Origin of the sequence: Streptomyces lonarensis (genome assembly GCF_012033735.1) — a bacterium.
In the GTDB taxonomy this organism is placed as follows: domain Bacteria; phylum Actinomycetota; class Actinomycetes; order Streptomycetales; family Streptomycetaceae; genus Streptomyces; species Streptomyces lonarensis.
In genome coordinates this window covers 1-15,219 of the sequence record NZ_JAAVJD010000136.1, presented here as the reverse complement: position 1 = coordinate 15,219, position 15,219 = coordinate 1, and the positions used below count along the sequence as shown (strand labels likewise).

The following is a 15,219-nucleotide window of genomic DNA, read 5'->3' as shown; positions in this document are numbered from 1 at the left end:
GGAACGACACCGGCAGCAGGACGACGAACCAGCGGTCCTCCTGCGCGGCGACGATCCCCGAGGTGGACATCGACCCGGAGTAGAGGAAGACGGCCGCGAGCAGGCCGCCGAGGAACGCGGTGGCCACGACGAGTCGGCGGGTGCGCCGCGGCCCGGCCGGCCGGCTGCTCGGCCCGGGGGTGGCCGGTGGCGCCGGGGCGCCGTCCGGGTTCGGGGACGGGGCGGCGGATGCACGGGCGGTCCGGTTCCTCCGCATGCGCCCACTCACCTCCCGGCCCCGTCCGCTGCGTTCGTTTCGCGCGGTATCGGCCGCGTCCGGGCGTGCGCCTGCCCCGTTGCACCGCACAGCTAACGTCCGGCGCGAGGCGGATGTGGGGGTGAGGCACGGGCGGAATCCCCGTGCCCGGAGCGGCGCGCGGGGCGGAGGCGACCGGTGGGGCGAACCGGTCGACCGACCTGGTCGGCCGACCCTCACCCGGCCCGGCCCGCCCCCTACGGGACGTCCGACCAGGGGACGACGGCGGGCCGGTGGTGACGAGACCTTCGGCGGACGCCCGGCGCGCGGCGGGCCGGTAGCGTCATCCGGGTGACTGTGATCGTGACGGAGGGGCTCAGCAAGCGGTACCCAGGGGTTACCGCGCTGGACCGGCTCACCGTGTCGATCGGACCGGGTGTCACCGGTCTGGTCGGCGCCAACGGAGCCGGTAAGTCGACCCTCATCAAACTCCTGCTCGGCCTCGCACCGGCCAGCGAAGGCACCTCGCGCGTACTCGGCAAGGACTCGGCGACCGAGGGCGCGGCCATCCGCGAACAGGTCGGCTACATGCCGGAGCACGACTGCCTGCCGCCCGACGTGCCCGCCACCGAGTTCGTCGTCCACATGGCCCGCATGTCGGGGCTGCCGCGCGCCGCCGCACGGGAGCGTACGGCGGACACGCTGCGCCATGTCGGCCTGTACGAGGAGCGCTACCGCCCGATGGGCGGCTACTCGACCGGCATGAAGCAGCGGGTGAAGCTGGCGCAGGCGCTGGTGCACGACCCGCGGCTGGTGCTGCTGGACGAGCCGACCAACGGGCTCGACCCGGCCGGGCGGGACGAGATGCTGGCGCTGATCCGCCGCGTCCACACGGACTTCGGCATCTCCGTCCTCACCACCTCCCACCTGCTGGGCGAGTTGGAGCGGGTCTCCGACCACGTCGTCGTCATCGACGGCGGCCGGCTGCTGCGCTCGGAGCCGATCGGCGGGTTCACCTCCTCCACCACCACCCTGGCGGTCGAGGTCACCGACAGCGACACGCACCCCAGCGGCGCCACCGCGCTCCACGACGCGCTGGTCACCGCCGGCGTCACCGTGCGCCGCGAGGGCGGTCAGCTGGTCATGGTCGACATCCCGCCCGGCGAGGCCGGCGACCGCGGTTACGACACGGTGCGCGACACCATCACCGACCTGGGCCTCGGCCTGGTCCGGATGGAGCAGCGCCGCCGCCGTATCGCCGAGGTGTTCTCCACCCGGGCGGACGGCGCGACCGCCGACCCGTCCCACCCCGCGACCCCGGCCCCGGCCGCCCCCGCCCCGGCCGCACAGGAAGGAGCGGACCGCCGTGCCGAATGACCACGCCGCCGACCCGGCCACCACCGGCGGGACCCCCGCCGGGCACGCCGCCGGGAACGCCACCGCCCGCGGCGACGCCCGCATCCACAACATCGGCTACCGCGGCTACGACGGCCCCCGGCTGGGACGCTCGCACGCCCGGCGCGCACTGGTGGAGCAGTCGGTGCGCGGCGCCTTCGGCATCGGCCGCTCGGCGAAGTCGAAGATCCTGCCGATGCTGCTGCTCGCGATCATGGTCTTTCCCGCCGTGATCATGGTCGCCGTCTCGCTGGTGACCAACACCGACGAACTGCCGCTGGAGTACACCCGGTACGCGGTGATGCTCCAGCCGGTCCTCGGTCTGTACATCGCGTTGGCCGCCCCGCAGATGGTCTCGCTGGACCTGCGGTACCGCACCATCCCGCTCTACTTCTCCCGGCCGCTGGAGCGGGCCGACTACGTCGCGTCCAAGCTGACGGCGCTGAGCATCGCGATCTTCCTCTTCACCGCGCTGCCGCTGCTGGTGCTCTACGTCGGGGCGCTGCTGGCCGAGTTGGACGCCGGCGACCAGACCGTGGGCTTCCTCCAGGGGATCGCCGGCGCCGTCGTCTTCGCGCTGCTCCACGCGGCGATCGCGCTGCTCGTCGCCTCCCTGACCCCGCGCCGGGGCTTCGGCGTCGCCGCGGTCATCGCGGTGCTGACGGTGCCGTTCTTCGCCGCCACCTCGCTGCAGTGGATTCTCCACGACCTCGGCAACGACACGGCGGCGGGCTGGGTCGGCCTGCTCTCGCCCGGCACCCTCATGGACGGCATCCAGGGCGCCTACCTGGGTGGCGCCACCGACTTCCCGCCGGGGGCGGACCCGTCCGCGGGCGGCATGGGGCTGGCGTACCTGCTGGTCACCGTCGGCCTCACCGCGCTCTGCGCGTTCCTGCTGCTCCGCCGCTACCGGAAGGAGGGGATCTGATCATGGCCGTGGTACGCATCGAGAAGGCGTCCCGCTGGTTCGGGAACGTCGTCGCCGTCAACGACGTGTCGATCGACATCACGCCGGGGATCACCGGCCTGCTGGGGCCCAACGGCGCCGGCAAGTCGACGCTGATCCACATGATGAGCGGCTTCCTGCCGCCCTCCGACGGTTCGGTCACCCTCGACGGCGAGGTCATCTGGCGCAACTCCGGCGCCTACCGCCGCATCGGGCTGGTCCCGGAGACCGAGTCCACCTACGAGTTCCTCGACGGCCGCGAGTTCGTGCGCGCCAACGCCGAGCTCCAGGGGCTGCCGGACCCGGGTGCCGCCACCGAACGCGCCCTGGAGACGGTCGAGATGACCGCCGCCGCGGACCGTCCGGTCGGCACCTACAGCAAGGGCATGCGGCAGCGGGTCAAGATGGCGTCCGCGCTGGTGCACGACCCGGCGGTGCTGCTGCTGGACGAGCCGTTCAACGGCATGGACCCGCGCCAGCGGATGCACCTCATGGAGCTGCTGCGGCGCATGGGCGAGGAGGGGCGCACCGTCCTGTTCTCCTCGCACATCCTGGAGGAGGTCGAGCAGCTCGCCACACACATCGAGGTGATCGTGGCGGGGCGGCACGCCGCCTCCGGTGACTTCCGCCGCATCCGGCGGTTGATGACCAACCGGCCCCACCAGTACCTGATCCGCTCCAGCGACGACCGTGCGCTGGCTGCGGCGCTGATCGCCGACCCCTGCACCCAGGGCCTCGAACTCGACCCGGTGGAGCAGGCGTTGAAGGTGGAGGCGGTCGACTTCCACCGCTTCGCCGAACGCCTCCCGCTGCTGGCGCGGGAACGCGGCATCCGCCTGCTGACGGTCTCACCCTCCGACGAGTCGCTGGAAAGCGTCTTCTCCTACCTGGTCAGTGCGTAAGGAGACCGTGCAACCATGACCGCCATCTACCACCCCACGGTCGCCCGGCTGACGTTCCGCGCGCTGCTGGGCCGCAAACGGGCCCTGATCATGGGCGTGCTGCCCGCGCTGCTGCTCGTCATCGCCGTCGCGGTGCGGATGCTCAGCGGCGCCGACGACCGCGCCACGGTCTCCGTCCTCGGCGGGTTCGCCCTCGCCGCGGTCGTGCCGCTGGTCTGCGTCATCGCCGGCACCGGCTCGATCGCCCCGGAGATCGACGACGGCTCGGTGGTGTACCTGCTGTCGAAGCCGGTGAGCCGCCAGACCATCATCACCACCAAGTTCATCGTCGCCGTCGCGGTGACCGGCATGTTCACCGTGGTCCCGGTCTACGTCGCCGGGCTGATCCTCAACGGCAACAGCCAGTACATCGCCTTCGCCTACACGGCGGCGACCGCCGCCGCGGTGATCGCCTACAGCGCCATCTTCCTGCTGCTGGGCGTCGTCTCGCGGAACGCCGTGGTGATCGGCCTCATCTACGCGCTGATCTGGGAGGCGCTGTTCGGCCGGCTGATGCCGGGCGTCGGCAACCTGTCGGTGCAGCAGTGGTCGCTCACCCTCGCCGAGCAGATCGCGGCGACGGGCGCCAACGTCAGCTCCACGGTCTCGCTGCCCGCCGGTGTGATCCTGCTGGTCCTCGCCACCGTCGGCGGCGTCTGGTACGCCGGCCGCCGCCTGGCCTCGTTCACCTTCGCTGGGGAGCACTGACCCGGCGGCACCGGGCACCGGGTACCGGCCGAGGGCCGGCACCCCCGCCACCCGCGTCCCGCAGTGGCGCCGGAGCACCACCCGCCCACGGGCGGCCCGACCGGGTATACCACCCGATGGGGCCGCCCGTGGGCTCTTTGTCGCTTTCCGCCTGGAGCGCCCCGGACCGTGCTACCGCTGGAACCGTCGAGCCGCCTGCCCGCCCGGGGCCCGCGGCGGCGGGAGGTACCACGCGTGACCCACACCGGCAGCAGCCCCCTGGCCCACCGGACCGTGCTCGCGGTCCCCGACGCCCACGCGCCGATCGACACCGTGCGACGGGTCGGCGCCGGCTGGCTCACGGAGAGGTTCGGGCGGGCGCCCACCCACTCCGGCCACCACCGCCTCGGCGAGGCGGCGGTGCTCACCAACCAGGCCGCGTACCGCCCCGACGGCAGCGAACACGCGGTCCGCCTCCAACTGCGCGAGGACGGCACCGACGCCACCTGGCGGACCACCGTCACCTGCGTCACCGCCCCCGAGGGCGGCGCCCTCGTCGCGGTCACGCTGGAGGGGTTCGCACGCGAGGGGACCGCACCGGAGGGCTCCACGCGGGAGGGGACCGCACGGGAGCCGGCCGCCGACCACGGCGCACCACCACCCCCGCAACGGCCACCCCTGGTACGCGAACTCGTCCGCGAACTCCGCCCGTTGGACGGACTGGCGCCGCTGACCCTCGACGCCCGGCCGATCGGACCGGAGGAGGTCGACGAGCTGATCGACATCCTCTGCGACCCCGGGCGCCGACTGCCCGCCATCGTGGCCGCCGCACCGCTGCAGCCCGAGCCCCTGTGGTGGGAGCGGCTGGCCGCGGTGGTCGACCGGTGCGCCGGCGCCGCCTCGGTGCACCTGCTCCGGGACACCGCGGCCGTCGACGCGTTCCGCGCCGCCGTGGGGGAGCACCACCGCGTCGCACCCGGCGCGGTCCGCACCTTCCGCACCGACGCCGACCCCGGCTGGCCGGCCGACGGCGCCCGGCACCGTTACCTCACCGTCACCCGGCTGACCGGCGCCGGCGACCGCGCCTGGCTCACCATCGCCCCCACGGTGCAGCGCATCGCCAGCCGCGCGCCGGTCCCCGAGCCGCTGCGGGCGGTCCGCTTCACCGAGGAGACCCGCCGCCGCGACGAGCAGCGCCGGGCGGCCCTCACCGCCGGCGGCTCCCACGCGCTCGACGCGCTGCGACGGGAGAACGCGGAGCTGAAGCAGCTGCTGGCACTCGCCGACGCCGACCTGCGGGAGAGCCGGACCGAGACCGACCTGGCCAACCGCAGCGCCGATGCCCGGGAGGCCGAGCTGCGCGCCCTCCAACAGCTCTACGACGAGGACTTCGAGGACGCGCTGCGCATGCTCCAGGAGTTGGACAGCGCCCGAGTCCAACTCCGTGACCTGCGCCAGCGGTTGCGAGAACGCGGGCGGGCCGGGGTCCCCGGGGCCCGGCAGCGGCCGGCGAGCAGCCGCCCACCGGAGCGGCAGGACGTGCCGAGCACCTTCGAGGAGCTGCTGCAACGCTGCGCGGCCGCCTTCCCCAGTCTGACGGTCACCGCCGACCCCGGCCCGGCGCTGCGGCTCGACGAGTGCGACGGCGCGCGCCGCTGGGCGCGGAAGGCGTGGCAGGCGCTGGGCGCCCTGGACTCCTACGCCGACGGTGTCCGGGGCGGGTTCCGCGGCGGGTTCTCCCAGCACTGCCAGGAGGGCCGGGCCGGCTCCGTCACCTGGCCCCGGAACCAGCTGGCAACCAACGAATCGCCGACCACCATGGCGAAGTGGGGTGCGCAGCGGGTCTTCGAGGTCCCGTCGGCGATCGACCCCAGCGGCCGCGCGGTGATGGAGGCCCACCTCAAGCTGGGTTCCAAGGGCAGCAGCTCTCCGCGGATCTACTACCTCGACGACACCCGCGGCAAGGGGCGGACCAGGTCGGTGATCGTGGGGTACATCGGCCCCCACCTCACCAACACCCGCAGCTGACCGTGCCGGCCCTCCCCCGGACCGGACGGACGGCGCGGCCGGACGGAGGGAGGGCCGCGGGGCCGGGAGGGGGCTACGCCGGTCGTGGGCAGCACGGAGTCGGCCTACCCGCCGGCCACCCGCGGCGCCCCGCCGGTCGCGGCGGAGGCGAACCCCGACGCGGGGCGCACGACCGTGCGGGCGATCTCCTCGGGCTCGATCAGCCGCCACAGCAGCGGCTGCGGGCGGTCGGTGGTCCTCCGCCGGCCGCCGGGCGTCGACGGGCGGTGCGCAGGGGGCCGCCAACGGCAGCAGCGGCCGGCGGCCGAAGGGTGCCGCGCGGCTGCGGCACGGAACCGGAACGGCGCCACCCCGCAGCCGGGGGCGTACGCCTCGAAGAAAGTTCTCGGCAGCTCAACTGGCATATGACGGCCGTGAGTTGCTGAAACCACCGCATCGTCGGGGACGGGATCTGCGGGCTAAACACACAACCGGTTGCAGTTCCGGAAGCGCGCCGTCCGGGGTCGCGAGAGCGCTTACTACCAAGTGGTGTCGCTTGTATTGACAGGCCCTAACCGTGAGGCAACTCTGTTACGACCATGTAACTGCAAGGGGTTGCACAACCTCGTCAGCGGCTCCGTTCTGGAGATCCGCATCTGCTCCATGCCTTGATCAGCACGCCTTTCCCTCGGAGAGAGGTAGCCATGTCACGCATACATTCCCGTCGTCGGCAGCGCCGTTGGTACGCGACCGTCGCCGTTTCCCTCGCCGGCACCATGGCGGTCTGGCTGCTCGGCGCGGCCGGGCCCGCCAGCGCGGCGACCGTGTTGTCGGAGAACTTCGAGAACGGCGCGCCCAGCGGTTGGGCCAAGTCCGGGGGCGACTGGTTCGTCGCCCCCGACAGCGGCTCCCAGGTCTTCAAGCAATCCAAGTCCGACAGTGAGCTGGCCCGGCAGCTGGCGGGCGACACCTCCTGGCGGAACTACACCGTGCAGGCGCGGGTCAAGCCGGACAGCTTCGCGGGGGCGACCTCCTTCGCCGGGCTGGGGTCCCGTGCGAGCAGCGCCACCCGGATGTACCGGGTCGCCCTCTTCGCGGACCGCGCCGAGCTGCAGTCCGTCAACGGCGGCCAGATCAGCGTCCTGGGCAGCCGCAACCTTTCGCGTACCGCCGGCACCTGGCACACGCTCGCCCTCTCGACCGAGGGCTCCACGGTGAGCGCCACCGTCAACGGCCAGACGATCGCCTCCGTCAGCAACAGCGCCTGGAGCGCGGGGCGGATCGGCCTGGTCACCGGCTACGCCGCCGCCTCCTTCGACGACGTGGTGGTCAACGACAGCAGCCCGGGCAACCCCGACCCGACCAACCCGGACCCGACCAACCCCGACCCGACCAACCCCGATCCCACCAACCCGGACCCGACCAACCCGGACCCCACCAACCCGGGCACGCCGCCGCCGGCGACCGGGCCGGTGCTCTACGCGGCGCCCAACGGCCGTGACAACGCGGCGGGCACGCAGGCCGACCCGACCACCGTTCCCTCCGCGATCAACCGCGTCGCCTCCGGCGGCACGATCTACCTGCGCGGCGGGCGCTACAACTACGCGCAGCCGATCGTGATCCAGCCGGGCAACAACGGCACCGCCTCGGCCCGGACCAAGCTGACCGCCCTCCCGGGCGAGACGCCGGTGCTGAACTTCTCCGCCATGGCCGAGGACCCCGCCAACCGCGGTCTCTCCGTCAACGGCAACTACTGGCACCTCTACGGCCTCACCGTCGAGCACGCCGGCGACAACGGCATCTTCATCGGCGGCAACCACAACATCGTGGAGCGGGCGGTCACCCGCTTCAACCACGACACCGGTCTGCAGATCTCGCGGATCGCGTCGAACACGCCGAACAACCAGTGGCCCTCGCACAACCTGATCCTCAGCTCCGTGTCGCACGACAACGCCGACACCGACGGCGAGGACGCCGACGGCTTCGCGGCGAAGCTGACCTCCGGCCCGGGCAACGTCTTCCGCCACACCGTCGCGCACAACAACATCGACGACGGCTGGGACCTCTACACCAAGCGGGACACCGGACCGATCGGCGCGGTGACCATCGAGAACTCGCTGGCATACCACAACGGGACGCTGAGCAACGGCACCCAGAACCCGAGCGGTGACCGCAACGGCTTCAAGCTGGGCGGCGAGGACATCTCGGTGAACCACACCATCCACCGCAACATCGCCTACGACAACGGCAAGCACGGCTTCACCTACAACCGCAACCTCGGCACCATGTCGGTGCGGGGCAACGTGAGCATCGACTCCACGCAGCGCAACTTCCAGTTCGACGGCGGCACCTCCGTCTTCCGCGACAACGTCTCCTGCCACAACGCCCGGGGCTCGAACGACCGGACGATCGGCAACGTCGACAGCTCCAACCAGTTCTGGTCGGGCTCCAACGGCGCGAAGTGCGCCAACTACACCGGTGCGCTGGCCTGGTCCTTCAACGCGGACGGCAGCCTCCGCGTGACCTTCGGCGGCCGGCAGGTCCTGCCCTGACCCACCCCGCTCCACGGGCCCGCCGTCCCGGCACCACCGGGGCGGCGGGCCCAGCCGCGCGGTGCGCCCGGGTGTCGGCGGCGCGGCGGTGGGGTGCGGAGCCTAGGCTCCGGTAGCGGGAGCGGGACGCTCCCCGACCGTGCGACCTGCCCCGAGCCGGGCAGGAACCGCCCGGTGGGGGCGGCCCCCCCCCCCGGCGCCGCTGCGGTCCCGCCCCGGGTCCGTGCGGCGCGCCCCACCCGACCCGACCCCGAGGACTCCCCTTGATCTTCATCACCGTCAAGTTCACCGTCCGCCCCGAGCACGCCGAGGGCTGGCTGGACCTGGTGGACGACTTCACCAAGGCCACGCGCGCCGAGCCGGGCAACCTGTTCTTCGAGTGGTCCCGCAGTGTGGACGACCCGACCGTCTTCTACCTGGTCGAGGGCTTCCGCGACGGGGAGGCCGGCAAGGCCCACGTCGAGGCCGACCACTTCAAGGCCGGCACCGAGACCATGTCCGGCGCGGTCGCCACCCGCCCGAGCATCGTCTCCACCGAGATCCCCGGCATGGACGGCTGGGGCGAGATGGGCGAGGTCTCCCCCCGCGAGGACGGCTGAACGGCGGGGTCGGGCGGCCACCCGCCGCCCGACCCACCGGGGCCCGCCGCGAGCGGGCCGGCCCGTCCACCCGGGCGGCCGCCACCCGCGGCACGCCGGGGACAGCCCCGACGGCGCCTGGGGTGGCCGCGCTTCTTCTCGAAGAGCGCCACCGGTACCGCGGCCGTGGCACCGCCGCACACGGTGGCGCGTGAGAACGGCCCGAGCCGGCCGCGGACACGAGCGGTCGGTGAACCCGGGCACGGCACGGGCCGCGGACCCGCACAGGCGCGCGGTGTACCGCGCCGGCGGCACGTCAGGTGCGTGCGTCGCGGGCGAACCGCAGCGGCTGCCACACCGCCGGGGAGAGCAGCGCGTGTGCGGCCAGCAGCGCCAGCGCGGCGGCGCCTTCCATCCCGAACAGCAGCTCGGCCGTCGCGGCGGGCAGCTCGGAGAGAGCCGCGCCGCCGACGGCGAGGGCGACCAGGAGGGTGAGCACCGCGAGGGCCACCAGGGTCACCACGACATGGACGGCGAGCAGTCGGCAGCGGTGCGCCACACCGCGCGGGCGGGCGTCGGCCCCGCGCGGCACCAGCGCCGAGGCCGGCCCTGACGCCACCAGTGGCAGCACCACCAGGGAGACACCGACCGCGGCGAGCCGCACCCCGTCGGTGTGGGAGCCGACCTGGTCGGCGACGGTGCGGCCCTCGACGACGGCCTGCGCCGCGAAGGTGATCAGCGCGAGCCACAGCAGCAGGAGGAAGAGCGCGGCGCGCCCCGCGGGGCGCGGTCCGCGTCCGGGCTCCCGGCCCACCGGCTCCCGCCGTGTCGCGTTCTCGGCCACGCCGCCCCCTCGCCTCGGGCTCGTCTCGGGCTCATCTCGCGGAGCCGACCACTCGGCCCGGCCCGCCCGGCTGCGCGGCACCGCCGCCCGGAGCCGCCCCACCCGCAGCCGTGCGGCCCGGGGGTGGGCCGCTCAGCCGGTGGCCAGCAGCTTCTCCAGCACCAGCGCAATGCCGTCCTCCTCGTTGCCGGCGGTCACCTCGTCGGCGATCTCCACCACCGCTGGGTGGGCGCCGGCCATGGCGACGCCGTACGCCGCCCAGCGGAACATCGGGATGTCGTTGGGCATGTCGCCGAAGGCGATGGTCTCGGCGCCCCGGACGCCGAGGCGGCGGCCGGCGATCGACAGCCCACTGGCCTTGCTGAGCCCCAGCGGGAGGAGTTCGACGGTGCCGGGCCCGGCCATGACCACGCCGACGGTGTTGTTGACCAGCCGGGCGGCGGCCTCCGTCAGCTCGTCGTCGTCCAGCTCGGGGTGGCGCAGGTAGAGCTTCATCAGCGGCTCCGCCCACAGCTCGGCCCGGTCCTCGTAGGGGACGGCGGCCAGCGGCTCGCCCTCGACCCGTTCGGGGACGAGGCCGGGGAACCCGGCGGGGTCGAAGAGCACGATGCCGTCGGCGCCGTCGCGGGTCGCCGCGACCCACAGCGGGCCGAGCTCCGCCTCCAGCGCGTCGACCGCGTGGCGCGCGGCGCGGCGGTCGAGGGTCACCGAGGTCAGCAGCCGGTGCTCGCCCGCGTGGTAGACCTGCGCGCCCTGGCCGCAGACTGCGAGCCCGTCGTAGCCGAGGTCGTCCAGGACGTGGCGGGTCCAGCCGACGTTGCGGCCGGTGACGACGATGTGGGCGGCGCCCGCCCGGGAGGCGGCCGCCAGCGCCTCCCGGGTGCGCGGCGACACGGTGCCGTCGCCGCGCAGCAGGGTGCCGTCGAGGTCGGTGGCGACCAGCCGGTACGGGAAGCCGGTCACGAGTCGGAGGACGCGGTCGCGGCGCCCAGCGGCTCCAGCACCTCGCGCCCCCCGAGGTACGGACGCAGCAGCTGCGGGACGTGCACCGAACCGTCGGGGCGCTGGTGGTTCTCCAGCAGCGCCACGATGGTGCGGGGGACGGCGCAGAGCGTGCCGTTGAGGGTGGCGACGGGGCGGGTGCGGCCGCCGGCCTCGCGGGTGCGGACCGACAGGCGGCGCGCCTGGAAGGAGTCGCAGTTGGAGGCCGAGGTCAGCTCGCGGTACTTGCCCTGCGTCGGAATCCACGCCTCGCAGTCGAACTTGCGGGAGGCCGAGGAGCCGAGGTCACCGGAGGCGACGTCGATCACCTGGAACGGCAGCTCCAGCGCGGTCAGCCACTGCTTCTCCCACTCCAGCAGGCGGCGGTGCTCGGCCTCCGACTCCTCGGGCTCGACGAAGCAGAACATCTCGACCTTGTCGAACTGGTGCACGCGGAAGATGCCGCGGGTGTCCTTGCCGTAGGTGCCGGCCTCGCGACGGAAGCAGGGGGAGAACCCGGCGTACCGCAGCGGCAGCTTCTCGCTGGGGACGATCTCGTCCATGTGGTACGCGGCGAGCGGGACCTCGGAGGTGCCGACGAGGTAGTAGTCGTCGCGCTCCAGGTGGTAGACGTTCTCGGCCGCCTGGCCCAGGAAGCCCGTGCCCTCCATGGCGCGCGGCCGGACCAGCGCGGGGGTGAGCATCGGGACGAAGCCGGCCTCGGTGGCCTGGGCGATCGCCGCGTTGACCAGGGCGAGTTCGAGCAGCGCGCCGACGCCGGTGAGGTAGTAGAAGCGGGAACCGGAGACCTTGGCGCCGCGCTCCACGTCGATGGCGCCGAGCAGCTCGCCCAGCTCCAGGTGGTCCTTGGGCTCGAAGCCCTCGGCTGCGAAGTCGCGGACCGTGCCGTGGGTCTCCAGGACGGCGAAGTCCTCCTCGCCGCCGACCGGGACCTCGGGGTGGACGACGTTGCTCAGCTGGAGCAGCAGGCGCTGGGCCTCCTCGTCGGCCTCGCCCTGCGCAGCGTCGGCCGCCTTGACGGCGGCGGACAGCTCCCCGGCCTTCTTGAGCAGTTCGGTCTTCTCGTCGCCCTGGGCGCGCGGGATGAGCTTGCCGAGCTGCTTCTGCTCGGCGCGCAGTTCGTCGAACCGACTGCCGGACGACCGGCGCCGCTCGTCGGCGGAGAGCACGGCGTCGACGAGGTCGACGTCCTCTCCACGGGCGCGCTGCGAAGCGCGGACACGGTCGGGGTCGTCTCTCAGCTGCCGAAGGTCGATCACGGCACCAGGCTACCGGGCGGCGGGCGGCCGTCACCACCTGCCGAGCACTCCGCGAGATGCACTGTTTGGGCGGTTCGCCCGTTGTGCGGGACGAGACGCCACCCCGGAAATCCACAGCTCAGGAGCGTTTTCCCAAAGTTATCCACAGCCCACCACCCCCGGCTGTGGACGACGGCACCTACCACGACCGCCGGGCGGGAGGGCCCGGATGCCGGGTGGGCAACCCGAGCTATGGGCGTTTTTCAGCTGAATTGACCGTCATGAATCGGGACATGTCACAGGAGTGGGCGACTCGGAGTGACCGCACCCCTCTTCAATGACTTCGAGATGGTCATGGCGGCATGTCGACAATGACCGTTTCGCGTATCGACTTATGCACAGGCGATCCACCCAGCCTGTGGATAACTCGAACCGCGACGTTGCGTGCCGTGCACAGCCGTGCGCGCAGCCGTCACAGCACCGGCACACCGCGGACGAGAGCGGGGGCGGCGCCACCGGCACCACCCCCGCCCGCACCGCACACCCGCCTCCCGTCAGGGCACCTCGCCCGGTAGCTCACCCCGCCCGTCGAAACAGCGGTTCAGCCAGTCGTTGGCCGCCAGGAACGCCTCGTCCGACGTCCCGACGCGCAGCTGCGGCCGGCCACCGTCCGCACGCGGGTACGACCCCAGGTACCGCACCCCGGCGCAGAGCCGCCGCAACCCCATCAGCGCCTCCCCGACCCTGCGGTCCGAGAGGTGTCCCTCGCAGTCCACCTGGAAGCAGTACTGGCCGATCCCGCCCCCGGTGGGGCGGGACTCGATCCGCATCAGGTTGACGCCGCGTGCCGCGAACTCCTGGAGCAGTTCCAGCAGCGCCCCCGGATGGTCGTCGCGCAGCCACAGCACCACCGAGCTCTTGTCGGAACCGGTCGGTGACGACGGCCGTGCCGGCCGCCCCACCAGCACGAACCGGGTCGCGGCGTTCTCCGCGTCGTGGATGTCGGTGACCAGCGGGTGCAGACCGTAGGTGGCAGCCGCGAACTCCCCCGCGAACGCGGCGTCGTACCGGCCCTCCTGCACCAGCCGCGCCCCGTCCGCGTTCGAGGCCGCCGACTCCCACTGGGCCTGCGGCAGATGCCGCTCCAGCCAGCGCCGGACCTGCGGCTGCGCCACTGGGTGCCCGGTGACGGTCTTGACCTCGGAGAGCTCGGTCCCCGGCCGCACCAGCAGCGCGAACGCGATGGGGAGCAGCACCTCGCGGTAGATCATCAGCGGACGGCCCGAGGCCAGCTCGTCGATGGTCGCCGTGACACCGCCCTCGACCGAGTTCTCGATCGGCACCAGTGCGCCGCCCGCCTCACGGTTCCGCACGGCGTCCAGCGCCGCCGGGACGGAGACCATCGGGACCAGCTCCCGGGTGGCGGCCTCGGGCAGCGTGCGCAGTGCGGCCTCGGTGAAGGTGCCCTCGGGCCCGAGGTAGGTGTAGCGGCTCGACGTCATGGACCAACGGTAGTCCCGCGCGGCGGCCCGCAGCGCCACGATCCCGCTCCCCCCCGGCGGCCGACGCGTCCCCCCGCGGCCGGCGCCGATCACCCCTCCAGCAGCCGCTGACCGACGTACTCCCCCTTGGCCGCGCCCGGCGGCACCGCGAAGAGCGCCGAGGCCTCGTGCCGCAGGAACGGCGAGAGCGCGTCACCGCGGTCCAGCTTCCGCTGCACCGGCACGAACGCCCGGTAGGGATCGGCCTGCCAGCACAGGAACAGCAGCCCGGCGTCGGGTGCGCCGTCGTCGCGGAAGCCGTCGTGGTAGGAGAACGGCCGACGCAGCATGGTCGCCCCGTCGTTGCTCTCCGGCGCGGAGACCCGTACGTGCGCGTTGGCGGCGATCACCGGCGCGCCCTCCTCGGTACGCGCGTCGAAGTCGACCGGCGTGGTCTCCCCGCCGCCGGTGAGCGGGGCCCCGTCCGCCTTCCGGCGGCCGATCACCGCCTCCTGCTCCGTCAGCGGCTCCTGCTCCCACCGGTCCAGCAGCATCCGGATGCGCCGCATCACCACGTAGGAGCCGCCCGCCATCCACGCCTCCTCGGCGCGGGCCGTCGACCGCTCCGCCCCCGGCCCGTCCGGGTCGGGGACGAAGACGTGGCGGGCGAACTCCTCGTCGCCCTCGCGCGGGTTGTTGGTGCCGTCCACCTGGCCCATGAGGTTGCGTGCCGTCATCGGGGAGGCGGTGGCGCCGCGCGCCCGGTTGAAGCCGCTGTGCTGCCAGCGCAGCCGCGCGGCGCCCGACTCGTCCGCCGCCCGCTGCACGGCGCGCAGCGCGTGGAAGGCGACCAGGGCGTCGTCCGCCCCGACCGCCACCCAGAGGTCGCCGTCGGACCGCTCACCGTCCAGTTCGTCCGCCGAGAAGTTCGGCAGCGGGCGGAGCGCCCGTGGGCGGCGCTCCACCAGGTCGGTGGCGTCGAAGAAGGAGTGGCCGAAGCCGATGGTGACCGTCAGCGAGGAGGGCCCGGCGTCCAGCGCCACGCCGGTGTCCCGGTCCCCGGGCTCGCCCGCCATCAGCGCCGCCGACAGCTCCGTCCACCGGCGCAGCAGCGCCGCGACGGAGCGGCGGGCGTCGGCGGGGGCCGCCGCGACCAGGTCGAACCCGAGCAGGTGGCCGTGGGCCTGCGCGGGGGTGGTGATGCCCGGCTGGTGGCCGTCGCGGTCGGTGAGTCCGCTGCCGGGCAGCAGCAGTGCCGCCCGCAGCCGCTTCCCCGGACGGTGCTCGGGCACGTGCAGGGTGCCGTACACGGT

Annotated in this window: 12 protein-coding genes and 2 pseudogenes; 7 read left to right on the top strand and 7 right to left on the bottom strand. The window is 73.4% G+C overall.

The features are described from left to right. Positions 1-256, bottom strand: a pseudogene (locus tag HCN56_RS16660) (hypothetical protein); the annotation flags it as partial. A 336-nt stretch (positions 257-592) separates the two neighbouring features. Between HCN56_RS16660 and HCN56_RS16655 the strand changes: the two are divergent. The 5 genes from HCN56_RS16655 to HCN56_RS16635 all read left to right on the top strand — a co-directional run bounded on the left by HCN56_RS16655 (position 593) and on the right by HCN56_RS16635 (position 6,232). Beyond that, the gene (locus HCN56_RS16655; RefSeq protein WP_167971944.1) at positions 593-1,612 is read left to right on the top strand and encodes an ABC transporter ATP-binding protein; all 1,020 of its coding nucleotides are present in this window, start codon (positions 593-595) and stop codon (positions 1,610-1,612) included. Positions 1,613-1,694: 82 nt separating this feature from the next. Further along, a complete protein-coding gene (locus HCN56_RS16650) occupies positions 1,695-2,558 on the top strand; it encodes an ABC transporter permease subunit (RefSeq protein WP_312871267.1) in 864 nt (287 codons plus the stop codon). Between the two features lie 2 nt (positions 2,559-2,560). Further along, positions 2,561-3,478, top strand: a complete 918-nt coding sequence (locus HCN56_RS16645; protein WP_167971938.1) for an ABC transporter ATP-binding protein — start codon at positions 2,561-2,563, stop codon at positions 3,476-3,478. Between the two features lie 24 nt (positions 3,479-3,502). Beyond that, the gene (locus tag HCN56_RS16640) at positions 3,503-4,225 is read left to right on the top strand and encodes an ABC transporter permease (RefSeq protein ID WP_167971942.1); all 723 of its coding nucleotides are present in this window, start codon (positions 3,503-3,505) and stop codon (positions 4,223-4,225) included. 234 nt (positions 4,226-4,459) lie between these two features. Continuing rightward, positions 4,460-6,232, top strand: coding sequence for a coiled-coil domain-containing protein (locus HCN56_RS16635; RefSeq protein WP_167971936.1), 1,773 nt, complete (start codon positions 4,460-4,462; stop codon positions 6,230-6,232). A 104-nt stretch (positions 6,233-6,336) separates the two neighbouring features. Here HCN56_RS16635 and HCN56_RS27525 read toward each other — a convergent pair. Further along, positions 6,337-6,459 (bottom strand): annotated as a pseudogene (locus tag HCN56_RS27525) (oxidoreductase); the annotation flags it as partial. Between the two features lie 456 nt (positions 6,460-6,915). Between HCN56_RS27525 and HCN56_RS16625 the strand changes: the two are divergent. Together HCN56_RS16625 and HCN56_RS16620 are read left to right on the top strand one after the other, a co-directional pair. Next, entirely contained in the window at positions 6,916-8,763 is a 1,848-nt protein-coding gene (locus HCN56_RS16625; RefSeq protein ID WP_167971935.1) for a right-handed parallel beta-helix repeat-containing protein, read from the top strand. Positions 8,764-9,026: 263 nt separating this feature from the next. After that, positions 9,027-9,362, top strand: coding sequence for a putative quinol monooxygenase (locus HCN56_RS16620; RefSeq protein WP_167971933.1), 336 nt, complete (start codon positions 9,027-9,029; stop codon positions 9,360-9,362). 295 nt (positions 9,363-9,657) lie between these two features. On the opposite strand, the gene HCN56_RS16615 is transcribed toward HCN56_RS16620, so the two are convergent. From HCN56_RS16615 to efeB, 5 genes are all read right to left on the bottom strand, one after another. Then, complete coding sequence (locus HCN56_RS16615; RefSeq protein WP_167971931.1) at positions 9,658-10,185, bottom strand: hypothetical protein; 528 nt, start codon at positions 10,183-10,185, stop codon at positions 9,658-9,660. Positions 10,186-10,317: 132 nt separating this feature from the next. After that, the gene (locus HCN56_RS16610) at positions 10,318-11,148 is read right to left on the bottom strand and encodes an HAD family hydrolase (protein WP_167971929.1); all 831 of its coding nucleotides are present in this window, start codon (positions 11,146-11,148) and stop codon (positions 10,318-10,320) included. Then, positions 11,145-12,446, bottom strand: a complete 1,302-nt coding sequence (serS, locus tag HCN56_RS16605; RefSeq protein ID WP_167971927.1) for a serine--tRNA ligase — start codon at positions 12,444-12,446, stop codon at positions 11,145-11,147. The genes HCN56_RS16610 and serS overlap by 4 nt, the downstream gene beginning before the upstream one ends. Before the next feature lie 533 nt (positions 12,447-12,979). After that, positions 12,980-13,927 (bottom strand): prephenate dehydratase, encoded by a 948-nt coding sequence (gene pheA, locus HCN56_RS16600; protein ID WP_167971925.1) that lies wholly within the window; start codon positions 13,925-13,927, stop codon positions 12,980-12,982. A gap of 89 nt (positions 13,928-14,016) precedes the next feature. Continuing rightward, positions 14,017-15,219, bottom strand: a 1,203-nt coding sequence (gene efeB, locus HCN56_RS16595) for an iron uptake transporter deferrochelatase/peroxidase subunit (protein WP_167971923.1), incomplete at its 5' end; no start/stop codon positions are given.